Genomic DNA, 26,863 nt, shown 5'->3' with positions numbered 1-26,863 from the left:
CGGCCGCGGCGCCGTCTCCCCGGAGGGAGAGGAGTCGCGGCCGGGCCGTGGGACCGGGGCGGATGCGCACGGTGTCCAGCTGTTGTGCGGCGCTTCGCCGACGTCTGCCGTCACCGTAGCCCTGTGGGCGTCAGCGCGTGGAGAAGACGGCGACCGTGCGCCCTGGGACGGTGAAGCTGCCCGATTTCCCGTCGTACGAGGCCTTCTTGACGGTAGGGTCCGCACCCGTCGCCTGAACCGGATGCAGGGCGTAGGAAGCGCCGGCGAGGGCGGGAACGCGCTGGCTCGCGGTGTCGGGCGTGGCGTTGAGGACGACCACGAGGGAGCCGAGGCGCATCGTGATCACGCCGGGTGTCTCGTCCTTGCCCGAGAGCGGGAAGGACAGGGCCGCCTGCACCTGCCCGGTGGTGGTGAGACCGAACTCCTTCTCGGTGGACCGGATGGTCAGCAGGTCCCGGTACGCGGCCGCGGCGCCGTCGATCTGCGCGCAGCCCGGGGTGATCGCGGGCGAGGCCAGCAGGGGCTTCGCGTAGGACCACTTGTCCTTGTTGTCGGCGGCGGGCGGCAGGCCGCGCCCGAAGCCGTTGCCGTCGCGGCAGTCCCAGTGCAGGGCGTTGAACCAGTCGCCGCTGTCGTAGGAGTTGCGGTCCAGGGACTTGGAGCGCAGCCGGTCGGTGCCCGCCTGGGAGAGCGAGGGCCCCTGGGACAGGGTGGAGACCGCCATGGCCAGCACCTGCGACCTGGCCCGCTCGGCCGCCGGGGTGCCGGCCGGGAGCTTGAAGGCGAGGGTGTCGTAGAGCGTCTCGTTGTCGTGGGCGTCGGAGTAGGCGAGGGCCTCACCGGGTGCGGCGGCGTATCCGGCGGGGGCGCCGTTGTAGTCGACGGCCGAGCCCTTGACGGTGCGGCCGGTGGTGTCGGTGAAGGTGTAGTCGGCGAGGCTGCCGGTGAGGCCGACCTTGATCAGGTCCTGGTAGTGCAGGAGCCGGGCCCGCTGTTCGGCGGTGGTGCCGTTGGCCGGGGAGGTGTTGGGGTCGGTGTAGAGGCCGGTGGCGAAGCCCTGCACCCCGGGGTCCTCGTCGAAGGGGCTGCCGCCGCGCACGGCGTCGCGGGCCCGGTCGGAGAAGGTGGCGACCCCGGTACCGGCCATGTTCTTCTGGGTGGCCTGGACGAAGCGCGCGTCGTCCGCGATCTCGCCGAAGTTCCAGCCCTCCCCGTACAGGATGATCTTCTTGCCGTCGACGCCGTCCTTCGCCACCGTGAGGGCGTCCAGTGCCTCGCGGACGGCGACGATGTTGGCCCTGGGGTGGTGTCCCATCAGGTCGAAGCGGAAGCCGTCGACCTTGTACTCCCTGGCCCAGGTGACCACCGAGTCGACGACGAGCTTGCCCATCATGGTGTTCTCGGGGGCGGTGTTGGCGCAGCAGGTGGAGGTGGCGACGGTGCCGTCCTCCAGGAGCCGCTGGTAGTAGCCGGGCACGATCCGGTCGAGGACGGACTTGTCGTCCTGGCCGGCGGCGACGGTGTGGTTGTAGACCACGTCCATGACGGTGCGCAGTCCGGCGCCGTTGAGGCCCTGCACCATCCGGCGGAACTCGACGGTGCGCCGCGTACCCTCGGGGTCGGAGGCGTAGGAGCCCTCGGGGACGGTGTAGTGCAGCGGGTCGTAGCCCCAGTTGAAGGCGTCCTTCGCGGCGCTCCTCGCGACGCAGGCCTGCTGCTCCTCGGAGTCGGGGGCGTACACGGACAGGTCGCAGCCGGGCCGGCTCCGGTCGGACTCCTTCTCCGGGATCGTCCCGATGTCGAAGGCGGGCAGCAGGTGCACATAGCTGGTGCCCGCGTCGGCGAGCCGCCGCAGGTGCTTCATCCCGTCGGACCGGGTGTCGGTGAAGGCGAGGTACTGGCCGGGGTGGGACGAGGTGCGGTCCGAGACGGAGAAGTCCCGGATGTGCAGCTCCTGGATCTGGGCGTCGCGCAGCGGGGTGGCGGCGGGCTTCCGCAGGGCGGACCAGCCGCGCGGTGCCAGCTTCGGGTCGTCGAGGTCGACGACGAGGCTGCGGGCGGAGTCGGTGGTCAGGGCGGTGGAGTACGGGTCGGTGACCCTGTTGGTGACGGTCTTCTGCACGGTGGGCGCCCAGACCCGCACGGCGTACCGGTAGGGCTTGCCCTGCCAGCTCTTCCTGCCGGTCACCGACCAGACGCCGGTGCGGTCGTCGCGCCGCATCGGGACGGTGCGGCCGTCGAGTTCGAGGGAGACCGTACGGGCGGTGGGCGCCCATACCGAGAGCGTGGGCGTGCCGTGCCGGAAGACCGGTCCGAGGGCCGCGCCGCTCGCGTTCCTCCCGTACAGGTCGTCCAGGACTCCGGCGGTCTGCACCCCGGTGGCGGCGAGCAGGGCGCCGTTCGCGGCGCGCTGGGTGGCGATGAGCTGGCCGCGCAGGGACTCACGGACCCGGTCGCGGTCGCGGGCGTCGACGGTGAACGCCGGGAAGTCCTTGAGGTGCGGGTACTTCGCCTTCTGCGCGTCGGTGAGGGCGGTGGTACGCAGCCGCAGCCACCGGCCCTCGTCGGAGAGCGCGCCGTCGACGACGGAGATGCCGCCGTCCTTCGCGTACACCAGCTGCTGGCTGGTCGCCTCGGTGGCCTTCACCTTCCACACGACGGTGCCGGAGTCGATCCACTGGGCCTCGGCCCTGGTGAGGTCGGGCGCGGGGACGCCGCCGGCCTGCGGCAGCAGGTATCCGGGCTGTCCGCCGAGCATCCACACCTCGTGCCCGTGGGTGGCGAGGTCCAGCGACTGGTCGCTGGGGAGGTCCTTCTCGTCGCCCTTGTGCAGGATGTAGCTGAGCGAGGTGGCGCCGTCGGTGAGCGGGACCTCGAAGGTGACTCCGTAGGAGTCCTTCCTCACCGGCCGGAGCGGCTTGGCCCAGTCGGTGGGGTTCTTGGCCCCGGTCCAGGTGTGCAGCCCCCAGCCGTCGTAGTCGCCGTCGGCCCGGTGGTAGTTGAGGACGGCCTTGGTGGTGTCCTGGCCGGGTGCTTCGGGGGCCTCGGTGCTCTGGCCGTCCTTGCCCTGCTCGATCCAGACCTGTCCGGTCCGGGCGAGGTCGACGGTGCGCTGCGGGCCGTCCGCCGTACCGGCCCTCTCGACCGTGTACGGGAGCGAGGACGCGCCCTCGCCGAGCTTGATCCAGGCGAACGCGCCATGGGCGTCACGTCCCGTGAAGTCCGCGGTGGCGTCGCCGGACTTCAGCTGCCAGCCCTCGTAGTCGCCGTCCGCGCGCCGGTAGTGGACGACGGCGTAGTCGCGTTCGACGGCGACGGGCTTCTCCTCGGGAGGCGCCTGGCCCGCCGTGGTCGAGGCGAGGGCACCGGCCGTGCGCCCGGTGCGGTCGATGACGACGGCCTTGTACCGCAGCGGCGTCCCGGCCCGCACCGAGGCGTCCAGGTGCTGGGTGACCTTGTACGGGGCGTGGTCGGCGGAGCCGAGGGTGCGCCATGGGCCGTTGCCGGTCTGCGCGGCGAAGACGACCCGGTCGAGCTGTCCGCCCCCGGTGCCGGCGGTCAGTTCGACGGTGCCGGTGGCTCCGGCGGCGGGCGCCTTCAGAGTGATCGCCGGCCCGGCCTCCGGGGGGCCGAGCGGCTTGTCGGCGCGCAGCACGATGCTGGAGAGCGCGGGCACCGTGACGGTGGCCCTCTTGTCGCCATCACTGCGGACGGAGCCCGAACCGCCGTAGAGCGTCCGGAAGTTCATGTGGGCGGACGCGGTGGGCAGCTCGACGGTCCGCGGTGCGGTGCCGTTGTTGGAGGCGACGAGGTACTCGTAGGGCCGCTCGGTGGCCGTACGGGAGAAGGCGTACACGGAGCCCTCCGCGTAGCGCTCGGTCTGGACGCCGTCGCGCAGCGCGGGGTGCTCCTCGGTCAGCCCGGCGAGAGCGGCGATGGAGCGGTAGACCGGGTGCCCGGTGTCGTACGCGTCCGTGGCGTGCGTACGGTCGGTGCCGATCAGGTCGTCGTCGAGGTAGTCGGCGGCCTTCGAGGCGAAGAGGGGCTGGCGGGCGTCCTTGTCGCCGCCCGCGCCGGTGAAGCCCTGTTCGTCGCCGGAGTAGATGACGGGGTTGCCGCGCGAGAGGAACATCAGCTCGTTGGCGAGACGGGCCCGCTTGAGCAGTTCGGCGTCGTCGGCCTTCGGGTTGTCCTGCTTCAGGAAGGTGCCGATCCGGCCCATGTCGTGGTTGCCGAGGAAGGTCACCTGCTCGTAGGCGTTGGCCTTGTCGGTGGTGTACCGGTAGTCGTCGCGGTACACGGCGGCGAGCTTCGAGGCCGGGGCGCCCTGGGAGGCGTACCCCCTCGCGGCCTCCTGGAACGGGAAGTCGAGCGTCGCGTCCAGCCGCCCCCGGGTGACATAGGGCGAGGTGATCGCGGTGTCGGAGGAGTACACCTCGCCGAACATGAAGAAGTCGTCCCGGCCGCGCCGGGCGGCGTAGGTGTCCAGCGCGGTGGCCCACTGGGTCCAGAAGTCCAGGTCGACGTGTTTGACGGTGTCGATGCGGAACCCGTCGATATCGAAGTCACGGACCCACTTCTCGTAGATCTCCGCCATGCCGGTGACGACCTCGGGCCGCTCGGTCCACAGGTCGTCGAGCCCGGAGAAGTCGCCGTACTCGGCCGACTCACCGGCGAACGTCGAGTCGCCCCGGTTGTGGTACATCGTGGGGTCGTTCAGCCAGGACGGCTTCTTGGTGCCCGCGTTCACGGTGGTCTTCGGGGTGTACGGGAACGTGTCCCGGTCGACCTTCGCCATCTTCCGGCTGTCGTCGAACGGGCGGCCGTCCCTGTCCAGGTAGGGGTGGGCGCCCTTGGGCTTGTAGCCGTACTCCTTCTCGGCGTAGTCGACGGTGTCGGCGGTGTGGTTGGTGATGACGTCGAAGAAGACCTTCATGCCCTTGGCGTGGGCTTTGTCGATCAGCTTCTCCAGGTCCGCGTTGGTCCCGAAGTGCGGGTCGACCTGGGTGAAGTCGGTGATCCAGTAGCCGTGGTAGCCGGCCGAGGCGTCCTTGCCGGTGCCCTGCACGGGCCGGTTCCTGAAGATCGGGGCCAGCCAGATGGCGGTGGTGCCGAGGCCCTTGATGTAGTCGAGCTTCCCGGTCAGGCCCTTGAGGTCGCCGCCCTGGTAGAAGCCCTTGTCGGTGGGGTCGTACCCGGTCTCCAGGCGGGAACCGGTCAGCCCGCCCCGGTCGTTGGCCCGGTCGCCGTTGGCGAAGCGGTCGGGCAGTACGAAGTAGAACTGCTCACGGGTCAGGTCGTGCCGGGCCGGTTCCCGGGCCAGCGCGGCGTCCGAGGGCGGGGCCGGAGCCCTGGACGGAGCGGCCGCCGAGGCCGCCGGTACGACGGGCAGCAGCGCCGCGCAGAGTGCTGCGACGGCCCCCCGCCGGAGGGTGGTTCGGGACACGGGCGGGTACTCCTCGGATTCTCTGCGGTGGGAACGGGGTGGGCGCGTGGGGGGCCTGAGGGAGGTGGGCGCCGTGTGGGGGGGGTGCCTGCGGGGCGGCTCCCCGGTGGGGGCGGAGGGCCGGTGGCGGGGTGCCGGTGGGGGCGGGTTCTCCGGGCGGGCCGGGAGCGCACCGCCGTGCGCTCCCGGCCCGCCCGGAAGTCGTGGTCAGCCGCGCCAGACGTCGCCGGTCAGCGCCGACCTGCCGGAGGCCGGGACGGTGGCGGTGCGGTTGGCGCCGCTCTCCCAGGTGACGTTGCCGCTCGCGTCCTTGCGGAGGTACTTGTACGCGAAGGACGTACCGGCGCTCAGGTCCACGTCGAGCTTCCAGACGGGATACGTGGCCGGGTCGAGCTTCAGCGCCTTCGCGGGGTCCCAGGAGCCGAGGGCCTGCTGGTCACCGGTGACGTAGATGTTCTGGCCCGGCTGGGTGAGGGCGTTGACGCCGAAGGAGGCGCCGGACTGCCCCGTACCGGGTTCGGCCGGGCCCGTGCCGCCGCCGGAGCAGGTGCGGGCGCCCGCGTGGAGGGCGACGGCGGTGTTGGCTCCCAGGGTGGCGGTGAACTGGCCCGATCCGTTGACGGTGACGCCGTTGCCGGACTGGATGTCGCAGTAGTCACCGGCGGGCAGCGAGGTCTGGAACGTACGGGTCAGGGCGGAGCCCTCGTGGTTGATGGCGACGTACGCCTTCGGGCCCCGGCCGAACGCGATCTGGTCGCCGCCGTTGTCCCACCAGTTCGAGACGCCCTGGCCCCGTGCGGCGTTGCGGAAGCCGACCATGGAGGAGATCTCGCGCCAGGCGTGCTGGCACTTCCAGCCGTCGCTGTAACAGGCGTTCACCTGACCGCCGTTGGGCGGTCCGGCGTCCTTGTCGGACCACTCGTAGCCGGAGTGGACGTCCGGGGAGCCGTAGGGCCAGGCCAGCATGAACACGCTGGCGAGGGTGTAGTCGGCGCCGTTCTTGTAGTTCAGCGTCTCGCCGTTGCGCTCGGTGTCGTGGTTGTCGACGAAGACCGCCGACCTGCCCGACTCCATGAAGCCCCAGCCCTCGCCGTAGTTCTTGAGGTTGGCGAGGTTCTCGTTGAGGAACGTCTGCTTGAGCCCCCGGGCGTAGCGGAATTCCTGGACGTCGCCGGTGCCGAGGTACTCGGAGGGCGAGACGGCCTCGCCCGCTCCATGGATCGCCTCGTGCTTCCAGTAGACGCCGGGGTTGCTCAGCCGGGACTTGATGTCGGCGAGGTCACCGGCCGGCATGTGCTTGGCGGCGTCGATCCGGAAGCCGTCGACACCGAGGGAGAGCAGGTCGTTGAGGTAACCGGCGATCCTGCCGCGTACGTAGTCCTCGCCGGTGTCCAGGTCGGCCAGGCCGACCAGCTCGCAGTTCTGCACATTGCCGCGGTCGCCGTAATTGTTGATCTGCGACTGGCAGTCGTTCATGTCGTTGACCGAGTACAGGCCCGGGTAGTCGTACTTGGAGTACGGGGACCCGCCCGTACCGGTGCCGGAACCGGCCGACATGTGGTTGATGACCGAGTCGGCCACGACCTTGACGCCCGCGGCGTGACAGGTGCCGACCATGTCCGCGAAGGCGGCGCGGTCACCGAGCCGGCCGGCGATCCGGTAGCTGACGGGCTGGTACGAGGTCCACCACTGGCCGCCCTGGATGTGCTCCTGGGGCGGCGAGACCTGGACGAAGCCGTAGCCCGCCGGACCCAGGGAGTCCGTGCAGGCCTTGGCTATGGAGTCGAACTTCCACTCGAACATCACGGCGGTGACGTCCTTGTCGCCCGGCCCGGCGGCCTGCGCGGTGCCTGCGGCGCCGAGTTGGGCGGGTACGGCGAGGACGGCGGCGCCCGCCACGAGGGCGAGCGCCGCGGACAGCGGTCTGCGTGCCATGTCATTCCTCCTGCGGTGGGGGAAACGCGGGTGACGATGCAGCCTCACGTGACAACGCGCCGTGCCCTGAAGGCTTCTGAAGGTTCTTGCTGCAAGAATGCAAACCTTGCCGCGGAGCAGACCGTACGAGCCCGCCAGGCCCGGGTCAACCCTTTGGACATCTCCCGCTCACATCAAGGAAATCCGGCAGTTTTCTGCCTGCAAGGTCTTCCGCAAGATATTGCGCGAGTGTTACGTTCCTCCGGACTCCGGTCCGGTCGGCCGGGGGTCCCGGCCGCTTCGGCGCACCGGGCCCCACGCGCCCGGCCGGCCGGGCCGGTCACGGCGGGAGAGGCACCCGGGGCCGCTCACTCCCCGCAGGCCCGTTCGGGCCGGCTCCGGTGCCTCTCCTGTGCGTGGGGCTCCTCCCGCGACGGCCCGACCCCGAGGGGTCCGCCGCCGCCGGCCTCACCCGGCGCGTACCACCGCCGCGGTCGACCCCCGTACCACCAGCTCCGGCTGGAACACGTACTCCGTGCGCTGCACCGGGCTCCCGCCGATCTCCTCCAGCAGCGCGCCCACCGCCGCCGCCGCCATCGCCTGCACCGGCTGGCGCACGGTGGTCAGCGGCGGGTCGGTGAACGCGATCAGCTGCGAGTCGTCGAAGCCGACGACCGAGACGTCGCGCGGTACGTCGAGCCCCCTCCCCCGGGCCGCCCGCACCACCCCGAGCGCCATCAGGTCGCTGCCGCAGACGATGCCGGTGCAGCCCAGGTCGAGCAGGGCGCCCGCCGCGACCTGGCCGCCCTCCACGCTGAACAGCGTGGAGCACACCAGGAGTTCGGCCTCGGCGCGGGGCAGCCCCAGCACCGAGACCGACGCGTCGAGGAAGCCGTCGCGCTTGCGGCGCGAGGGCACATAGCGCTGCGGTCCGATGGCCAGGCCGATCCTGCGGTGCCCGAGGTCGGCCAGATGCCCGACGGCCATCCGCACGGCGGCGGAGTCGTCGGGCGAGACGAACGGGGCGCTGATCCGTTCGTTGTAGCCGTTGATCAGGACGAACGGCACACCGCGCTCGGTGAGCGCGGCGTACCGGGCCGGGTCCGCCGACAGATCGGCGTGCAGCCCGGAGAGGAACACGATGCCGCCGACGCCCCGTTCGACGAGCTGCTCGACGAGCTCGTCCTCGGTGGCGCCGCCCGGCAGCTGGGTGCAGAGCACCGGGGTGTAGCCGTGCCCGGCCAGGACCTGTTCGACGGACTGCGCGAACGCCGGGAAGATCGGGTTGGTGAGTTCGGGTGTCACCAGCCCGATCAGGCCCGCGCTGCGCTGCCGCAGCCGTACGGGCCGTTCGTAGCCGAGGATGTCGAGCGCCGCGAGCACCCGCTGACGCGTGGTGTCCGCGACGCCCGGCTTCCCGTTGAGCACCCGGCTCACGGTCGCCTCGCTGACCTCGGCCTGTCCGGCGATGTCGGAGAGCCGGGGGGCCGCACCGGTCCTGGGCGCGGGCAGGGTCACACCGTCCACCACACGGTGCTGTCCGCGGGCAGGACGGCCTCGGCGCCGTCGACGGTCACCGGGGCGCTGGACAGCAGCACACTGCCGCGGGCCGCCATCCGTACCGGGGTGCCGGTGGTGTTGACGGTGCAGACGAAGCCGGGCCGGCCGAAGACGAGGACGCCCTCGGGGGCGTCCAGCCACTCGACCGCGGTCCCCGCGCCGAGCCCCGGGTGTTCGCGGCGGGCGGCGATCGCGGAGCGGTACAGCTCCAGCGTGGAGCCCTCCACGCCGGTCTGCGCCTCGACGGAGAGCTCTCCCCAGCCGGCGGGCTGCGGCAGCCAGCTGCCGCCGTCGCCGAAGCCGTACGAGCTGCCCTCGCGGGTCCACGGGATCGGCACCCGGCACCCGTCGCGGAAGCCGTCCTGGCCCTGCGCGCGGAAGAACGAGGGGTCCTGGCGGACCTCGTCGGGCAGGTCCGTGACATCGGGCAGGCCGAGCTCCTCGCCCTGGTAGACGTAGGCGGAGCCGGGCAGGGCCAGCATCAGCAGCGTCGCCGCGCGGGCCCGGCGCAGGCCGAGCTCGCGGTCTCCCGCGGTTCGGATCTGGGTGCCGAGGCCGGGCGGGTTGGCGAAGCGGGTGGAGTGCCGGGTGACGTCGTGGTTGGAGAGCACCCAGGTGGTGGGGGCGCCGACCGGCCGCATCGCGTCCAGCGAGGTGTCGATGACCTTGCGGAGCGCGGCGGCGTCCCAGGCGGTGGACAGGTACTGGAAGTTGAAGGCCTGGTGCATCTCGTCGGGGCGCACGTAGTTGGCGGTGCGCTCGACGGTGGGGGTCCAGGCCTCGGCGACGGCGATCCGCTCGCCCGGGTACTCGTCCAGGATGGTGCGCCAGCTGCGGTAGATCTCGTGCACGCCGTCCTGGTCGAAGAACGGCATGACGTCGTTGCCGAGCAGCTTGAGCTGGTCGTGGCCGCCGAGGTCCGGCAGGCCCTCGGCCTTGACGAGACCGTGGGCGACATCGACGCGGAAGCCGTCGACGCCCATGTCGAGCCAGAAGCGCAGGATCGAGCGGAACTCGTCGGCGACGGCCGGGTGTTCCCAGTTGAAGTCGGGCTGCTCGGGAGCGAACAGGTGGAGGTACCAGTCGCCGGGGGTGCCGTCGGGGCCGGTGGTCCGGGTCCAGGCGGGGCCGCCGAAGATGGACTCCCAGTCGTTGGGCGGGAGTTCGCCGTTCTCGCCCTTGCCGGGCCGGAAGTGGTAGCGGTCGCGCAGGGCGGAGCCGGGGCCCTCGGCCAGGGCGCGCCTGAACCACTCGTGCCGGTCGGAGGAGTGGTTGGGCACCAGGTCCACGATGATGCGCAGGCCCAGGTCATGGGCGTCGCGGATCAGGGTGTCGGCGTCCAGGAGGCTGCCGAACATCGGGTCGATGGCCCGGTAGTCGGCGACGTCGTAGCCCGCGTCGGCCTGCGGCGACGCGTAGAAGGGGCTGAGCCAGACGGCGTCGACGCCGAGGTCCCTGAGGTACGGGAGCCGGGCGGTGACGCCTGCGAGATCGCCCATGCCGTCGCCGTTGCCGTCGGCGAAGCTGCGTGGATAGACCTGGTAGATCACCGCGTCCTGCCACCAGCCGATGCGGTGGCCCGGGGCGTCGTCGGACGTGCCGGTGGAGGGGGCAGCGAGGTGCTGGGTCATGTCGTCCCTGGGGTGTCTGGGTGGGGAGCGGCGCCGGGACCGGGTCGGGGATCCGGCGCCGCCGTGACGGGTGCGGTCGGTCGTGCGGGCTCTGCTGGTGTCCGTCTCAGCCCTTGACGGCTCCGGCGGACATTCCGGTGACCAGGTGCTTCTGCGCGAACAGGAAGACCAGGGCGGCCGGGATCGCGATGAGTACGGAGGCGGCGGTCATCGGGCCCCACTGGGCCCCGTACTGGTTGACGAACTTCTGCAGTCCGCCGGCGAGCGTGAGGTTCTCGTCGCCGACCATGAAGGCGGAGGCGTACGCGACCTCGCCCCAGGCGGTGATGAAGGAGTAGAACGCGGTGACGGCGAGGCCGGGCTTGGCGAGCGGCAGGATGAGCCGCCAGAACGTGCCGAACGGGGTGAGGCCGTCGACCTGGCCGGACTCGTCGATCTCGCGCGGGATGGTGTCGAAGAAGCCCTTCATCATCCAGGCGCAGAACGGCACCGAGATGGTGAGGTAGGTGATGACGAGACCGGCGGGCTGATTGAGCAGGCCGATGTTCGACATGATGTTGTAGATCGGCACGATGAGGACCGCGACCGGGAACATCTGGGTGATCAGCAGCGTCCACATCAGCCCGCGCTTGCCGGGGAAGCGGAAGCGGCTGACGGCGTAGCCGGTGGTGGCGGAGACGAACACCCCGATGACGGTGGAGAGTCCCGCGATGATCACGGAGTTGCCGAACCAGCTCAGGAACTCGGTGTCCCGGATCAGGTTCGTGTAGTTCACGAACGTGGTCTCGCGGAAGAAGTCCGTCGTCGTGGCGTACTTGGCGGGCTTGAGCGAGGTCAGCAGGACCCACAGCACCGGGAAGACCGCGATGACGGACGCGATGATCAGGGTGAGATGCAGGGCCACGGAGGCGACCGGCGAACGGTCGCCGCGCAGGCGCGGCCTGCGGGCGGGGTGCTGGGCGGGGTGCTGGGCTGCGGTGGTCACCAGTTGTCTCCCTGGGTGCGCAGGACTCGCCGGTAGACCACGGCGAAGAGCATCAGGAGTACGAGGATCAGCACGCCCCAGGTGGAGGACTGCGCGAAGTCGCGCGGGCTGATCTCGAAGGAGAACTTGTACGCCTGGGTGACGAGGATCTGGGTGGCCTCGCCGGGTCCGCCGCGGGTCAGCAGGAAGATCACCGGGAACATGTTGAAGGTCCAGATGGTGGAGAGCAGGACCACCGTGGTGGAGACCGGGCGCAGTCCGGGGAGCGTGATGTGGCGGAAGCGCTGCCAGGCGGTGGCGCCGTCCATCTCCGCGGCCTCGTACTGCTCCGAGGGTATGGACTGCAGTCCGCCGAGCAGGGCGACCATCATGAACGGGATGCCGAGCCAGACGTTGACCGCGATGACGGAGAACTTGGCCCAGGTGGGGTCGTTCAGCCACGGCACCCCGTCGATGCCCGCACCGCTCAGGAGCTTGTTGAGCAGCCCGCGGTCCTCGTTGTAGAGGAAGCGCCAGGCGAAGACGGAGACGAAGCCGGGGATGGCCCAGGGCAGGATGAGCGCCATGCGGTAGGCGGAGCGTCCGGCGATACGGCGGTTGAGGATATTGGCCAGCGCCATGCCGAGGCAGAAGGTGATGCCCACGCAGGAGACCGTCCACACCAGTGTCCAGCCGAGCGTGCCGAGGAACTGGGTACCCGTCAGCGCGTCGACGTAGTTGTCCGCACCCACGAACTTGTAGGTGGCGGGCATCTCGTTGACCCCGATGGACCGGGCGACGTTGCGCTCGTTGGCATCGGTCAGCGACAGATAGACACCGCGGACCAGCGGGTAGCCGATGATCACGCCGATGACGAGGACGACCGGGGCGACCATGACCCAGGCGTACCAGTGGGTCGACACGGCGCGCCGGAGCCGGCCCGGCGTCGGGTGGTTGCCAGTACCGCGGCTGGGGCCGCGGACGACGACGTCGTCCGCGGCCTTCGCCACCGACTGGCTGGTGTGGACAGCCATCAGTGGGCCAACCTTCCTGTTACTTCCAGCCCTTGAGGAGCTTGCGGTAGGAGTCGCCGGTCGCGGAGGCGGCCTTCTCCGGGGTGGTCTGGTCGGTGAGGACCTTGGTGTACTCGGTGACCAGCGGGGCGAAGAGGCTGCCGGTCTCGGGGATCCAGGGGCGCTCGACGGCGGTCTCGACGACCGGCTTGAAGAAGCCGACGATCTCGCTGTCCACGGCCTGCTGCTTGGCGTAGGCGGAGGTGCGGGTCGGCAGCAGGTTCAGCTCGCCGGCCGTCCGGGCCTGGCTCTGCACGGAGGTCATGTACTCGACGAAGGCGTAGGAGGCGTCGAGGTTCTTGGAGCCCGCGTAGACGGCGAGGTTGTGGCCGCCCTGCGGGGCGCCCTGGGCGACGGAGCCGGCCGGGACCGGGGCGATGCCCAGGTTCTCCTTGTCCTTGAACTCATTGCCCGCGAGGGTGTCGGCGACGGCCCACGGGCCGTTGATCATCATCGCGACCTTGCCGTCCTTGAACGACGACTGCATGTTCTCCCAGCCGTCGGTGGCGTCGGTCTTGGCGGCCCCGGACTCGACGAGGTCCTTGACGACCTTGAACGCCTTGACGCTCTCGGGCTTGTCGACGGTGACGGACTTGTTGCTCGCGTCGACCAGGTCGCCGCCCTCGCCGTACAGGAAGGACAGGAACCAGTAGGCGTCGTCGCCGCGGAGGTAGAGGCCGGTCTTGCCGGTCTTGTCCTTGATCTTCTCCGAGACGGTCTTCAGCTCGGCGATGGTCGTCGGTACCGCGACGCCGGCCTCCTTGAAGATCTTCTTGTTGTAGAAGACGCCCATGGAGTCGATGACCTGGGGAACGGCGTACGTCTTGCCGTTGTACTTGGTGGACGCGGCGGCCTGCTTGAGGAAGTCGCCCTCGTCCTTCAGCGCGGCGGTGCCGTCCAGCGGGGCCAGGTAGCCGAGGTCCGCGAACTCGGGGGTCCAGGCGACCTCGGAGCGGATCACGTCGGGGGCGCCGCCGCCGGACTGCGCGGCGTTCTTGAACTTGTTCTGCGCCTCGCCGAAGGGAACGTTGACGTACTTGACGTCGACCTTCGGGTGCTCCTTCTCGAAGCCCTCGGCCAGCTTCTTGAAGACCTTGTCCTCGCTGCCGACCGTCGAGGTGTCCCACCAGGTAACCGTGCCGGAGAGCTCGCCCGAGCTCTTGCCGCCGCCGGACTCGTCGTCGCTGCCGCAGGCGGTCGCCGCGAGCGCCAGGGCCGCGACCAGGGCGGTGGCCGTTATGCCACGTCGCATCTGAACTCCTTCAACTGCCGTACCGCTCCGTCGCGGCGCCGGGTCGACGTGAACGTAACAAGGATGAAAGACGACCGAAAGACCTTGCGGAAGATTTCTGCAAGGTCCGGCGATCGTTACATTCACGTGTCCTCAAGGTTGCCGCCAGAACCCTTGACGGAATCCCCTACCCCCTGCTGAAGCGGGCCACGCGCGGTGAATCCGTAGTGCGACGATCCGATCGCGGCCCGCAGGACGGGCCCGCAAGAGCTTGCAAGACATTGCCGCGGATCTGTGTGCGGGCCCCGTCGCCGACGGCCGGGAGCGAGCCTCGCGCCCGAATCCCGCTCACAGTGGGCAATCCGACACAGGCCCGGTACAGTCGCCTTCCATGACCGCACGGCTTGCCGATATCGCAACTCAGGCGGGGGTCAGCGAAGCGACGGTCAGCCGAGTCCTGAACGGCAAGCCCGGTGTCGCAGCGGCCACCCGCGAATCCGTCCTCGCGGCGCTCGACGTCCTGGGCTACGAACGCCCCGTACGGCTGCGCAGGCGCAGCGCGGGACTGGTCGGCCTGATCACGCCCGAGCTGGAGAACCCCATCTTCCCGGCGCTGGCGCAGGTCATCGGCCAGGCGCTGACCCGGCAGGGCTACACCCCGGTGCTGGCGACGCAGAGTCCCGGCGGCTCCACCGAGGACGAGCTGACGGAGATGCTCGTCGACCGCGGCGTCTCCGGCATCATCTTCGTCTCCGGACTGCACGCGGACACCTCCGCCGACATGCGGCGCTACGAACAACTGCGTGCCAAGGGCGTCCCCTTCGTCCTGGTCAACGGCTTCTCGCCCAAGGTGCAGGCCCCGTTCATCTCGCCTGACGACCGGGCGGCGATGCGGCTCGCGGTGACGCATCTGGTCGCGCTGGGACATCAGCGGATCGGCCTCGCGGTCGGCCCCAAGCGCTTCGTTCCCGTACTCCGCAAGATCGAGGGCTTCCACGCCACGATGCGCGAACAGCTCGGCCTCGCCCCGGAGCGGGTGGAGGAGTTGATCGAGCACTCTCTGTACACACTGGAGGGCGGTCAGGCCGCCGCCTCGGCGCTGCTGGAGCGCGGGTGCACGGCCGTGGTGTGCGCGAGCGACATGATGGCCCTGGGCGCGATCCGGGCGGCCAGGCGGCTGTCGCGACAGGTGCCGCGCGATCTGTCGGTGGTGGGTTACGACGATTCGCCGCTCATAGCGTTCACCGATCCGCCGCTGACCACGATCCGGCAGCCGGTGACGGCGATGGGCCAGGCCGCCGTCCGTACGCTCCTGGAGGAGATCGGCGGAACCCCGGCCCCGCACAGCGAGTTCGTCTTCATGCCCGAGCTGGTGGTTCGCGGTTCGACGGCGTCGGGACCCGGACCCTCCTCAGGGTCCCACTCTCGTCCTTGAGGTGCATATCGTGCGACCGGAACCCGACCGGAGGATGATCGGGCGGAGGGGGACGTATCTGGCAGACTCTGTGCCTATGGGTGAATCGCACGTGAAAACACAGGAAGGCCGAACGGCCGGCACCCCGTCACCCATCGTGGACGAGGCGGCCCCCGAGGCCAAGCGGAACGGAAGAACGGCGAAGCTCGGCGCACTGCGGGCCCCGCGCCGTCCACGGCTCTGGTTCGAAATCCTGCTGATCGCGGTCAGTTACTGGCTGTACTCACTGGTGCGCAACGCCGTTCCCGAGCAGAAGGCCGCGGCCCTCAGCAACGCCGACTGGATCTGGTCGGTGGAGAAGTCCCTGGGCCTCGCCTTCGAGCAGTCCGTCAACCATGCCGTGAACTCCGTGACATGGCTGATCGTGTCGATGAACTACTACTACGCGACGCTGCACTTCGTGGTCACCATCGCGGTGCTCGTCTGGCTGTTCCGCCGTCACCCCGGCCGCTACGCGGCGGCCCGGCTGGCGCTCTTCGCGACCACGGCGGTCGCCCTGCTCGGCTACTACCTGTACCCGCTGGCGCCGCCCCGTCTGATGACCGGCGGGCACTTCATCGACACGGTGCTGCTGCACGAGACCTGGGGTTCGATGGCCTCGGGCAACTTCAAGAACATGTCGAACCAGTACGCGGCGATGCCCTCGATGCACATCGGCTGGTCGCTCTGGTGCGGTCTGACGATCTTCGCGCTCGCGTCCGCCCCCTGGGCCCGGATCCTGGGGCTGCTCTACCCGATGGCCACCCTCGTCGTGATCGTGGCGACGGCCAACCACTTCTGGCTGGACGCGGTGGGCGGCATGGCCTGCCTGGCGTTCGGCTTCGCCCTCTCGTACGCCTGGTACGGATCGCTGCCCCACCGCCTGCCGAAACTGGTGCCGTCCGGCCGGGGACGTCTGTCGGCGGTGGCCCGGGGCGTCTCGCCACGGGCCCGGCGCCCGGTGGCGGAGTCCTCGGGCCGCCGCTGAGGCCCCGGGCCGCCGAGGAGCCGCAGAGCCCCTGCGCGGCCGTGGCGCCTCACTGCGCGCCGTAGAACCGCTCCTCCACCACCGCCCGCGCCCGCCGGGTGATCCGCCGGTAGTCGTCCAGCATGTCGCCGACATGTCCGGGCTCGTACCCCAGGTAGCGCCCCACCGCCGTCATCTCCCGCGCGTCGGAGGGGAACATGTCGCCGGGCCGCCCCCGTACCAGCATCACCGCGTTGCGCACCCGTGTCGCCAGCACCCACGCGTCGTCCAGGACGCGGGCGTCCTCGGCCGGGATCAGCTCCGCCGCGCACGCCGCCGCCAGCGCCTCACGGGTGCGGGTCGTACGGAGTCCGGGCTCCGCCCAGCCGTGCCGCATCTGCAGCAGCTGTACGGTCCACTCGACATCGCTCAGCCCGCCGCGCCCCAGCTTGGTGTGGAGCGTCGGGTCGGCGCCGCGCGGCATCCGCTCGGACTCCATCCGGGCCTTGAGCCGGCGGATCTCGCGGACCGCGTCCTCCCCCAGCCCCTCCATCGGGTACCGCAGCGGATCGATCAGCTCGGTGAAACCGCGCCCCAGCGCCTCGTCGCCCGCCATCGGCTCGGCCCGCAGCAGGGCCTGGCTCTCCCAGACCAGCGACCAGCGCCGGTAGTACGCCTCGTACGACTTCAGGGTGCGCACCAGCGGCCCGCTCTTGCCCTCGGGCCGCAGATCGGCGTCGATCAGGAGGGGCGGGTCGGCGGTGGGCAGCTGGAGCAGTCTGCGCATCTCGGTGACCACCGTGTTGGCGGCCCGGCTCGCCTCCTCGTCACTGACGCCCTCGCGCGGCGCGTGGACGAACAGGACGTCGGCGTCGGAGCCGTATCCCAGCTCATGACCGCCGAAGCGGCCCATCCCGATGACGGCGAACCGGGTCGGCAGGGTGTCGCCCCACCGCTCGCGGACGGCGGCGCGCAGCGCCCCGGAGAGCGTGGCTGCGTTGAGGTCGGTGACCGCGGAGCCGACCCGGTCCACGAGGGCGCCGTGGTCGGGCTCGGCAGGGGTCTCCTCGGTGCCGTAGGAGCCGATGATGTCCGCCGCCGTCGTACGGAACAGCTCCCGCCGCCGTACGCCGCGGACGACGGCGACCGCCGATTCGGCGCCGTCCGCCCGCCCGACCGCGGCCAGCACCTCCTGCTCCAGGTGGTCCCGGGTGCGCGGTCTCAGCCCCTCCGGATCGCCCAGGATCGCGACGGCCTCGGGGGCCCGCAGCAGCAGATCGGGGGCGAGGCGGCCGGCCGACAGGACCCGGGCGAGGTTCTCCGCCGCCGCGCCCTCGTCCCGCAGGAGCCGCAGGTACCAGGGCGTCTTGCCGAGCGCGTCGGACACCTTGCGGAAGCCCAGGAGGCCCGCGTCCGGGTCGGCGGAGTCCGCGAACCAGCCGAGCAGCACCGGCAGCAGCGTGCGCTGGATGGCGGCCTTGCGGGACACCCCGGACGACAGGGCCTCCAGATGCCGCAGCGCGGCGGCCGGGTCCGCGTATCCGAGGGCTTCGAGCCGGGTTCCGGCCGCTTTCGCGCTGAGCCGGGTCTCCCCGGGCGCCAGCTGGGCGACCGCGTCCAGCAGCGGCCGGTAGAAGAGCTTCTCGTGCAGCCGCCGTACGACGGAGGCGTGCCGCTTCCACGCCTTGTTCAGCTCGTTGACCGGGTCCGTGCGCATCCCCAGGGAGCGGCCCAGGCGCCGCAGGTCGGCAGGGTCCTCGGGGACCAGATGGGTACGGCGCAGCCGGTGGAGCTGGATGCGGTGCTCCATGGAGCGCAGGAAGCGGTACGCCTCGTCGAGCTGTGCCGCGTCCGCGCGGCCCACGTAACCGCCCTCGGCGAGCGCCCGCAGCGCCTCCAGCGTCGTTCCGCTGTGCAGGGTGGAGTCGCTGCGCCCGTGCACCAGCTGGAGCAGCTGGACGGCGAACTCCACGTCCCGCAGTCCGCCGGGACCGAGCTTGAGCTCCCGGTCCACCCGGTCGGCGGGAATGTTGTCGATGACGCGGCGGCGCATCTTCTGCACATCGGGGACGAAGTTGTCCCGGTCGGCGGCCTGCCAGACGAGCGGGGAGACGGCCTCCACGTACTCCGCGCCCAGCTCCGGGTCACCGGCGACCGGCCGGGCCTTCAGCAGGGCCTGGAACTCCCAGGTCTTGGCCCAGCGCTGGTAGTACGCGAGGTGCGAGGTCAGGGTGCGTACGAGCGGCCCGTTGCGGCCCTCGGGGCGCAGGTTGGCGTCGACCGGCCAGATGGTGCCCTCGACGGTGGTGTCGGAGCAGATCCGCATCATGTGCGCGGCGAGGCGGGTGGCGGCCTGGATGGCGGCGCTCTCCTCGGTCCCCTCGATCGGCTCCGCCACGAAGATCACGTCGACGTCGGAGACGTAGTTCAGCTCATGGCCGCCGCACTTGCCCATCGCGATGACGGCGAGCCGGCACCGGGCGGCGTCGGCGGGCACGGACGTACGGGCGATGGCGAGCGCCGCCCGCAGGGTGGCGGTGGCCAGGTCGGCCAGCTCGGCGGCGGTCTCGGCGAGGTCCGTCGTCCCGCACACGTCACGGGCCGCGATGGCGAGCAGGCACCGGCGGTAGGAGACGCGCAGCGAGTCCGGGTCGACGGCGTCGGCGAGCCCCTGCTCGAACTCGGCGATCCCGGGGTGCAGGTCGGCGGCCTCGTAGGTGACGAGGGCGTGCCAGTCGCGCGGATGCCGGGCCAGATGGTCCCCGAGCGCCTCCGAGGCGCCGAGTACGCCCAGCAGCCGGTCCCGCAGGGGTTTGGCGGTCACCAGGGTGTCGAGCAGGACCTGCCGTTCGTCCTCGCCCTGTGCCTCGACGAGCCGGACGAGGCCGCGCAGCGCGAGATCGGGGTCTGCGGTCGCGCCGAGCGCTTCCAGGAGGACGGGATCGGCCCGTACGGAGATCAGGGCATCGAGGTCGAGCAGCCGCTCGGCGGCGGACGGGTCGGTGAAACCGTGCCGCAGCAGTCGGGTGAAGGTACTGCTCCTGCGCCCCGGCACCGTTGTCATCCCGCGCTCTCCTGCCCGCCGACCGATTCTCGTTCACAGCGGATTCGAGCCTATCCCCGCGCCGGTGAACACGGAGCCGGGGTGCGGTCCGCACACTGGGGGTGAACCCGGGAGGCGGTCCGCACCCCGGGAGTGACCCCGGGAGGAACGGCATGTCCTCAGCAGTTCCCGTGACCGAGCTGGATGCCCGGTACAGCAGTGCGGGCGCCACCGCCCGCCCGTGGCGGGAGGGGGCGGCCGTGCTGGACGCCGCCCGCCTGTACTGGCTGTCCACGGTCCGTCCGGACGGCCGCCCGCATGTGACACCGCTGATCGGGGTCTGGCGGGACGGTGCGCTGCATTTCTGCACGGGCCCCGCCGAGCGCAAGGCGCGCAATCTGGCCACCAATCCCGAAGTGGTCCTGACGACCGGGGCCAACACCCTGGACTCGGGTTTCGACGTGGTCGTCGAGGGCCGCGCGGACCGGGTGACGGACACCGGGGCGCTGACCCGGCTGGCCGCGGCGTGGGAGGCGAAGTACGGCGGGGACTGGCACTTCGAGGTGAGCGACGGCGCGTTCGTCAACGGGGAGGCCGGCCGTGCGGAGGTCTTCGCGGTGACCCCGCGCACGGCCTTCGGCTTCGCCAAGGGCGAGCCGTTCAGCCAGACGCGGTGGCGGTTCGGCTGAGGGGTGCCCCGCCGGGCCGGATCCCGATGACCACGGTGGCGTACAGCTCCTGGGAGGTGACCACGCGCGGGACGAGCCCGCCGTCGCCCATGGTCCGGGCCGCCCGTGCCGCCTGGCGCTCGCTCGTCTCGACCAGCAGACCGCCGCCGGGGGCGAGCCAGCGCGGTGCCTGGGCCACCACCCGTCGCATCACGTCGAGTCCGTCCCCGCCGCCGTCCAGCGCGACCCGGGGCTCATGGACGCGTGCCTCGGCGGGCAGCAGTTCGACGTCCTTGGTCGGTACGTAGGGGACGTTGGCGAGCAGGATGTCGACGCGGCCGCGCAGTGCGGCGGGCAGCGGGGCGAAGAGGTCGCCCTCGTAGACGCGGCCGGGCTCGCCGACATTGCGGCGGGCGCAGCGCACGGCCGCGGGTTCGACGTCGGCGGCGTGCAGTTCGACCCGGTCCAGGCAGGCGGCCAGGGCCGCTCCGAGCGCGCCCGTTCCGCAGCAGAGGTCGACGACGACCGGGTCCGCGGGGGCGAGGGCGGCGGCCTGCCGGACCAGGAATTCGGAACGGCGGCGGGGCACGAAGACCCCGGGGTCGACGGCGATCCGCCGGCCGCAGAACTCGGCCCAGCCCAGGACGTGTTCGAGCGGCAGTCCGGCGGCCCGGCGCTCGACCATGGCGGCCAGCGCGGCCGGGGATCCGGCGGTGGAGAGGAGGAGTCCGGCCTCGTCCTCGGCGAAGACACAGCCGGCGGCGCGGAGCGTGCTGACGATCGAGGAGCGGGCGGACGGGGGGAAGACCGACATGAAGCGGAGCCTTTCGGAAAGCCGATGAGCGCTCCGCGACCGCTTACGCCCGGTGGACGACGCGATCGTGCGAGATGAGCACCCAGCCTGATACAGCGGTAATGGGTCTCACCTCCTCGGTCGGTCCCCGTATGGGGTCTGTTCCCCGTGTGCCGGGGTTCGGTCCCCGTGCGGGGAGGGGTCACTTTACCGCAGTCGAGCGGGTGTTCTCGCGCCCGGAATGGGTGTGCCCCGTGCCGTGACGGCACGGGGCACACCCGCGGGACCGGGAACCGCGGCGCTACAGGTCCACGCTGTCGCGCAGCTTCGTGGAGGTCAGGAACAGGGAAGCGACCACGCCGATCACCGCGATGCCCGCCGAGATCAGGAAGATGTGGCCCGTCGCGTCGCCGTAGGCGGCACGTACGACCTCCTGGATCTGCGGCGGCATCGCCGCGATGTTCAGGGTCGAGCCGCCCGACGAGGAGGCGGCCGGGTCGATGCCCAGCTCGGTCAGCCCGTGGGTGATCTTCGTGGCGACCTGGTTGGCGAGCACGGCGCCGAGCACCGAGACGCCCATCGTGCCGCCGAGTGAGCGGAAGAAGGTGATCGCGCCGCTGGCCGCGCCGAGTTCGCTGAGCGGGACGGTGTTCTGGAGCACCAGGACGAGGTTCTGCATCGACATACCGACGCCGATGCCGACGGCGAGCATCCCGAGCGACACGAGGACCAGGGAGGTCTCGTGGTCGATCGTGGACAGCCCCAGGAAGCCGAGGGTGAGCACGACGACTCCGGCGATGATGTACGGCTTGACCTTGCCGGTCCGGGAGACCATGCGGCCGGCGACGGTCGAGGAGACGAGCACCCCGGCCATCAGCGGAATGGTGAGCAGCCCGGCCTCGGTCGGTGAGTAGCCGCGGCCGATCTGGAAGTACTGGCCGAGGAAGACCGCGCCGCCGAACATCGCCATGCCGACCGCGAGGCTCGCGATGATCGCGAGGGCGGGGTCCCGGCGGCGTACGACATGGAGCGGGACGACCGGCTCCTTGACCCGGGCCTCGACCAGTACGGCGGCGCCCAGGATCACCACGCTCGCGCCGACCATGGCCGCGGTCTGCCAGGAGATCCAGTCGAAGTCGTTGCCGACGAAGGTGACCCAGAGCAGCAGGAGGCTGACGCCCGCGGCGATGAGAGTGGCGCCGAGGTAGTCGACCTTGGTCTCGGGGCGGCGCACCTCGGCGAGGTGCAGGGTGCGGCCGAGCATCACGGAGGCGAGGAGCGTGAAGGGCACCGCGACGAAGAAGCACCAGCGCCAGCCCAGCCAGGACGCGTCGGTGATGAAGCCGCCCAGCAGCGGACCGCCGACGGTGGCGACGGCCATGACGCCGCCGAGGTAACCGTTGTAGCGACCGCGCTCCTTGGGGCTGATCATCGCGGCGATGATCACCTGGACGAGCACCTGGAGGGCGCCCATGCCCAGGCCCTGGAGGGCGCGGAAGGCGATCAGCTGCTCGGTGGACTGGGCGAACCCGCAGGCGATCGACGAGACGACGAAGATGCCGATGGATATCTGGAGCAGCAGTTTCTTGCTGAACAGGTCGGCGAGCTTGCCCCAGATCGGGGTGGAGGCCGTGGACGCGAGCAGGGTCGCGGTGACGACCCAGGTGTACTGCGACTGCGTGCCGTTGAGCGAGCCGATGATCTGCGGCAGCGCGACCGAGACCACCGTGCTGCTGATCATCGCCACGAACAGCACGATGAGCAGTCCGCTGAGGGCTCTCAGCACATGACGGTGGTCCATCGGCGCGACGTCGGTCGGCGCGGCCGTTTGTGCGCTCACGCGCAACCTCCGGAGGGTTCGGGCAGGAGAGGGAAGGCTTCACCATACATGCACACTGGGCAATTTTGCTCACTGCGCAATAATGTTGGCCGGGATGGATAATGCCCCCATGGAGAGCTCTGTGGGACTGCGGGAACGCAAGAAGGAAGCCACCCGGCAGGCCGTGCACGAGGCGACGCTGCGCCTGACCGTCGAGCACGGCTTCGACCATGTGACGGTGGAGGCCGTCGCGGACGCGGCCGGGATCTCCCGCAGAACGTTCTCCAACTACTTCACGAACAAGGAGGACGCCCTCCTGTACGGGGAGGAGCAGCAGATAAGAGCACTCGTGCGGACCGTGCGCGAGCGCCCCGCGGAGGAGCCCGCCTGGACCGCGCTGCGGGCGGCGATGACGGAGTTCGCGGACCGGGTCAACCCACCGGAGCGCGCCTGGGCGGTACGCACCCGCCTGGCCATGCGCCACCCCTCCCTCCTCGCCCGCCAGCTGGCCAACCACGCCGCGATGGAACGCGACCTGGCCGAAGCGGTGGCCACCCGTCCGGGCCCCGCCGAGGGACCGGTACGGCCGACGGTCCTCGCCGCGGCGTTCCTGTCCTCGATGCGGATCGCGATGCGCATGTGGATCGAGGAGGACCTGACGCGCGACCCGGCGGAGGTCATCGACGAGATCCTGGACGAGATCGCCCGCGGCTTCGGGTGAGCCGCCGGGAGCCGCCCCGGAGCCCTCGGATGCTCCCCCGGGGCGTCAGCGACTCGCCGGCGCGTTCCGCGGTGTGCTCGCCCGACCGGGCATGAGCCGGTCTCAGCTCGTCGGCGCTATCGCCCGTACCAGGGCTTCGAAGTCACGTGCGAGCGACGTCTCCATGGAATCCCAGTCGCACGTCCTCGGCGATTCCCCCAGCCGGTCCAGGAGTATCGCTCCCGCGTTGCGCAGGCTCAGCCAGCACAGCCGGAGAGGGAGGATCCAGTCCGCGGTGCTGGAGAACTCGCCGAACTCGGCGTGTATCCCGAAGTTCTTGCGGTAGCCCGCCGTACCCCACACCGATCCGTGAACGTACTGCGATCCCTCCCGGTAGTAGCGGTACATGGCGGAACCGTCCATGGTGCGGAGCATCGCCTCGAACGAAGGCGGCTTCTCGGGCTCGTATCCCTGGGGAAGCCTCGCGATGACACCCTCACGGAATTCACGCAGCACTCCCTCCAGTTCCTGGTGGAAGGTGCCGCCCGCCAGCCCCGGGTCCTTCTCCACCGCCTCACCCACGAGGCGGTGGAAACGCTCGACGTCCGCCAGGAACCCCAGCCACCGGCATTCGCTCGTGAAGCGGTCCGGGGGATCCAGCAGCCAGATGATGCGCACGGCATGCTCGAACACACACCTCGCGTTCGCCCAGGCGGCGCTGACCATGACCTCATCGGTGCGCGCCATGAGCAGGACCGCCTCCATGTTGCGCACCATGAGGTTGCTGAGCGCCCAGCCCTCGCGGGGCGCCTCCCACCCGTGGGTGCCGAGCAATCCGGTGCGGGCTGCGAAGAATTCGCCGATGCACGCGTCCAACGTCTCGACCAGCCGCACCATTTCGGGACGGGGCGGGCGAAGGACTGCGGTCGAGCGGGGCGGGTTCGCGGGGCGCTGAGCCGTCTCGTCTGTCACACCCGGGATTGTCGTCGCGCCGCCCGGGGGCGGGCCACAGTTTTGGCCGAAGCCGTCAGGACTTCCGGGCACCTGGCACTCCGGACGGGACCGCCCCGTAGACCCGGGGTGCACGGCGACGGCACCTCACGGCACCGCGGGAACGCCCGGATCCCTCCGGCGCGGACTCCGGCCGCCTCCGGCGCGATCCGGGGACCTTCCTCCGCTCCTCACCCGCCTTCGTTCAGGAGATCGACGATGGACCGGTACGACCAGGTGTCGGCGGCGCCGGGGCGGGCGGCGACATAGGCCGCGACCTCTTCCGTGTCCCACGCTCCGGCGGACCGAAGGCCCAGAGCCAGGAGCCGCACGTACGCGGCCGAGGGCGGAACCCAGGGAACGTCGTGCATCCTCCAGGGAGCCGTAAAGGTCAGAAGGGGCATCGCGTCGATCTGGCCGGCACACACCAGGGTTTCGTACCGGCCCTCACCCAGTACGGCGCGTCCGCGGGTCAGCACTTCTTCCAGGCACAGATCCGCCCCCGGCTCCCTGTGCATCTCCTGGGCCGCGATGTCGGAGAACTGATCGGCGGTCACGAGATGCGCTCTGGCCCATACACGCCCGTCCGCCCGGGGGTCGTAGAAGGCCAGTCCCCCTCGCCAGACGGGCGAGCGGGTGGCGAAGTACATGGCCCCGGCCAGTTCCACCGGGACGGAGCGGACGGGCATCGCCGGGTTCCGGCACCCCGGGTTCTCCCTCGCCGCACCGGACGCGCGCCCGCCCCTGATGTAGGCCGCGAGCCGGTCGAGGTGCGTGTTGGAGCCGTACGACGTGTACCAGACCCTCTCGGGGCTCCGGTCGGGCGGCGGCGTCGGGTCAACGGGTCGTAGGGCTTTCACGCTCACTCGTTTCTGAGGGACGCGCTCTGAGCGACGTGCTCCGGGGGACGCGCTCGGGCTGCTGATGCTGATGCGTCGTACCTATGACACAACGGTAGACGGCCCGGCGTCGCCCCGGAGAGCGACAGGGGCCCACAGCCGCGAGCCGTGGACCCCTGCCGACACACCGATATCGCTGCGCCCGCCCTCTCCTACAGCACCGGCAGCAGGTTCTTCAGTTCGAAGGCCGTGACCTCGCTGCGGTACTCCTCCCACTCCTGCTTCTTGTTGCGGAGGAAGAAGTCGAAGACGTGCTCCCCGAGGGTCTCGGCGACCAGTTCGCTCTTCTCCATCAGCGAGATGGCCTCGCCCAGGTTCTGCGGGAGGGGCTCGATGCCCATCGCGCGGCGTTCCGCGTCGGAGAGCGCCCAGACGTCGTCGTCGGCGCCCGCCGGGAGTTCGTAGCCCTCCTCGATGCCCTTGAGGCCCGCGGCCAGGAGCACCGCGTAGGTCAGGTAGGGGTTGGCTCCGGAGTCGATGGAGCGGACCTCGACGCGGGCCGAGCCGGTCTTGCCCGGCTTGTACATCGGGACCCGGATCAGCGCGGAGCGGTTGTTGTGGCCCCAGCAGATGTACGAGGGGGCCTCGCCGCCCGCGCCCGCGCTGCGGGCCGAGCCGCCCCAGATGCGCTTGTAGGAGTTGACCCACTGGTTCGTCACGGCGGAGATCTCCGCCGCGTGCTTGAGCAGCCCCGCGATGAAGGAACGGCCGACCTTGGAGAGCTGGTACTCGGCGCCCGACTCGTAGAACGCGTTGCGGTCGCCCTCGAAGAGGGAGAGGTGGGTGTGCATGCCCGAGCCCGGGTACTCCGAGAACGGCTTCGGCATGAAGGTGGCCTGTACGCCCTGTTCCAGCGCGACCTGCTTCATGACGAGGCGGAAGGTCATGATGTTGTCGGCGGTGGAGAGCGCGTCCGCGTACCGCAGGTCGATCTCCTGCTGGCCGGGGGCGCCCTCGTGGTGGCTGAACTCGACCGAGATGCCCATGGATTCGAGCATCGTGATCGCCTGGCGGCGGAAGTCCATGCCGACGTTCTGCGGGGTGTGGTCGAAGTAGCCGGAGCTGTCGGCGGGGGTCGGGCGGGTGCCGTTGACCGGCTTGTCCTTCAGCAGGAAGAACTCGATCTCCGGGTGGGTGTAGAAGGTGAAGCCCAGGTCGGAGGTCTTGGCGAGGATGCGCTTGAGCACATAGCGCGGGTCCGCGAAGGACGGCGAACCGTCGGGCATCAGGATGTCGCAGAACATCCGCGCGGTGCCGGGGGCCTCCGCGCGCCACGGCAGGATCTGGAACGTCCCCGGGTCCGGCTTGGCGATCATGTCGGACTCGTACACCCGGGCGAAGCCCTCGATGGCCGACCCGTCGAAACCGATGCCTTCGTCGAACGCCTGCTCCAGCTCGGCCGGGGCCACGGCAACGGACTTCAGGAACCCGAGGACGTCGGTGAACCACAGCCGCACGAAGCGGATGTCGCGCTCCTCAAGGGTCCTGAGGACGAATTCCTGCTGCTTGTCCATAGCCACATCCTTGCAGTTCAGACGGTCCGTGCACCACCACCCGGGGTAGGGGAGGAACTCCAGTATCACGACCCGGGATTTCCCCCAGATTACGCACTCGGTGTGAGAGAGAGCACTCGGCCACCCACTACGATCGGCGCCCATGGTGTGCACGGGACACGGCGGCCTCCGGGCCGGCCTGTGCGCACCGGTCCCCGG

The 26,863-nt window shown here is 70.6% G+C and carries 17 protein-coding genes; 4 read left to right on the top strand and 13 right to left on the bottom strand.

Features of this window, described 5'->3' with window-relative positions; all coding sequences use genetic code 11:
* Positions 1-130 precede the first annotated feature (130 nt).
* The 7 genes from pulA to ABT170_RS01320 form a co-directional block, all read right to left on the bottom strand.
* Entirely contained in the window at positions 131-5,446 is a 5,316-nt protein-coding gene (pulA, locus tag ABT170_RS01350; protein ID WP_351863341.1) for a pullulanase-type alpha-1,6-glucosidase, read from the bottom strand.
* 207 nt (positions 5,447-5,653) lie between these two features.
* The gene (locus ABT170_RS01345) at positions 5,654-7,381 is read right to left on the bottom strand and encodes a carbohydrate-binding module family 20 domain-containing protein (protein WP_351863339.1); all 1,728 of its coding nucleotides are present in this window, start codon (positions 7,379-7,381) and stop codon (positions 5,654-5,656) included.
* Between the two features lie 447 nt (positions 7,382-7,828).
* A complete protein-coding gene (locus ABT170_RS01340; RefSeq protein WP_329943255.1) occupies positions 7,829-8,890 on the bottom strand; it encodes a LacI family DNA-binding transcriptional regulator in 1,062 nt (353 codons plus the stop codon).
* Positions 8,875-10,551 carry a glycoside hydrolase family 13 protein gene (locus ABT170_RS01335; RefSeq protein ID WP_329943256.1) on the bottom strand — a complete coding sequence of 559 codons (1,677 nt, stop codon included), beginning with the start codon at positions 10,549-10,551 and terminating at the stop codon, positions 8,875-8,877. Before ABT170_RS01335 ends, ABT170_RS01340 begins: the two co-directional genes overlap by 16 nt.
* A 106-nt stretch (positions 10,552-10,657) precedes the next feature.
* A complete protein-coding gene (locus ABT170_RS01330; protein WP_329943257.1) occupies positions 10,658-11,536 on the bottom strand; it encodes a sugar ABC transporter permease in 879 nt (292 codons plus the stop codon).
* Positions 11,533-12,549: a carbohydrate ABC transporter permease gene (locus ABT170_RS01325; RefSeq protein ID WP_329943258.1), complete on the bottom strand. Its 1,017-nt coding sequence runs from the start codon at positions 12,547-12,549 to the stop codon at positions 11,533-11,535. The genes ABT170_RS01330 and ABT170_RS01325 overlap by 4 nt, the downstream gene beginning before the upstream one ends.
* A gap of 19 nt (positions 12,550-12,568) precedes the next feature.
* Positions 12,569-13,840 (bottom strand): extracellular solute-binding protein, encoded by a 1,272-nt coding sequence (locus ABT170_RS01320; protein ID WP_329943259.1) that lies wholly within the window; start codon positions 13,838-13,840, stop codon positions 12,569-12,571.
* 370 nt (positions 13,841-14,210) lie between these two features.
* Between ABT170_RS01320 and ABT170_RS01315 the strand changes: the two genes are divergently transcribed.
* Both ABT170_RS01315 and ABT170_RS01310 read left to right on the top strand, forming a co-directional pair.
* Positions 14,211-15,254 (top strand): LacI family DNA-binding transcriptional regulator, encoded by a 1,044-nt coding sequence (locus tag ABT170_RS01315; protein ID WP_329943260.1) that lies wholly within the window; start codon positions 14,211-14,213, stop codon positions 15,252-15,254.
* Between the two features lie 91 nt (positions 15,255-15,345).
* Complete coding sequence (locus ABT170_RS01310) at positions 15,346-16,260, top strand: phosphatase PAP2 family protein (protein ID WP_502970456.1); 915 nt, start codon at positions 15,346-15,348, stop codon at positions 16,258-16,260.
* A 49-nt stretch (positions 16,261-16,309) separates the two neighbouring features.
* On the opposite strand, the gene ABT170_RS01305 is transcribed toward ABT170_RS01310, so the two are convergent.
* On the bottom strand, positions 16,310-19,303 hold the full coding sequence (locus ABT170_RS01305) for a bifunctional [glutamine synthetase] adenylyltransferase/[glutamine synthetase]-adenylyl-L-tyrosine phosphorylase (protein ID WP_329943262.1): 2,994 nt from the start codon (positions 19,301-19,303) through the stop codon (positions 16,310-16,312).
* A 152-nt stretch (positions 19,304-19,455) separates the two neighbouring features.
* Here ABT170_RS01305 and ABT170_RS01300 point away from each other — a divergent pair, with 152 nt between their 5' ends.
* Positions 19,456-19,971: a pyridoxamine 5'-phosphate oxidase family protein gene (locus ABT170_RS01300; RefSeq protein WP_329943263.1), complete on the top strand. Its 516-nt coding sequence runs from the start codon at positions 19,456-19,458 to the stop codon at positions 19,969-19,971.
* Here ABT170_RS01300 and ABT170_RS01295 read toward each other — a convergent pair.
* Together ABT170_RS01295 and ABT170_RS01290 are read right to left on the bottom strand one after the other, a co-directional pair.
* Complete coding sequence (locus tag ABT170_RS01295) at positions 19,943-20,764, bottom strand: putative protein N(5)-glutamine methyltransferase (protein ID WP_351863334.1); 822 nt, start codon at positions 20,762-20,764, stop codon at positions 19,943-19,945. The two genes, ABT170_RS01300 and ABT170_RS01295, sit on opposite strands and share 29 nt — an antisense overlap.
* 280 nt (positions 20,765-21,044) lie before the next feature.
* On the bottom strand, positions 21,045-22,544 hold the full coding sequence (locus ABT170_RS01290; protein WP_266930980.1) for an MDR family MFS transporter: 1,500 nt from the start codon (positions 22,542-22,544) through the stop codon (positions 21,045-21,047).
* Positions 22,545-22,692: 148 nt separating this feature from the next.
* On the opposite strand from ABT170_RS01290, the gene ABT170_RS01285 reads away from it, so the two are divergent.
* Positions 22,693-23,283: an acyl-CoA-like ligand-binding transcription factor gene (locus ABT170_RS01285; protein WP_329943265.1), complete on the top strand. Its 591-nt coding sequence runs from the start codon at positions 22,693-22,695 to the stop codon at positions 23,281-23,283.
* A 102-nt stretch (positions 23,284-23,385) separates the two neighbouring features.
* Here the strand turns inward: ABT170_RS01285 and ABT170_RS01280 are convergent, their stop codons facing one another.
* The 3 genes from ABT170_RS01280 to glnA2 form a co-directional block, all read right to left on the bottom strand.
* Entirely contained in the window at positions 23,386-24,234 is an 849-nt protein-coding gene (locus tag ABT170_RS01280) for a DUF5677 domain-containing protein (protein ID WP_329943266.1), read from the bottom strand.
* Between the two features lie 209 nt (positions 24,235-24,443).
* Complete coding sequence (locus ABT170_RS01275) at positions 24,444-25,112, bottom strand: histone deacetylase (RefSeq protein ID WP_329943267.1); 669 nt, start codon at positions 25,110-25,112, stop codon at positions 24,444-24,446.
* A gap of 191 nt (positions 25,113-25,303) precedes the next feature.
* A complete protein-coding gene (gene glnA2, locus ABT170_RS01270) occupies positions 25,304-26,665 on the bottom strand; it encodes a gamma-glutamylpolyamine synthetase GlnA2 (RefSeq protein WP_073725027.1) in 1,362 nt (453 codons plus the stop codon).
* Between the last annotated feature and the right edge of the window lie 198 nt (positions 26,666-26,863).

It is taken from the genome of Streptomyces sp. NPDC001787, from assembly GCF_040297465.1.
Lineage (GTDB): Bacteria > Actinomycetota > Actinomycetes > Streptomycetales > Streptomycetaceae > Streptomyces.
This window is presented reverse-complemented; position numbering and strand designations above follow the sequence as displayed.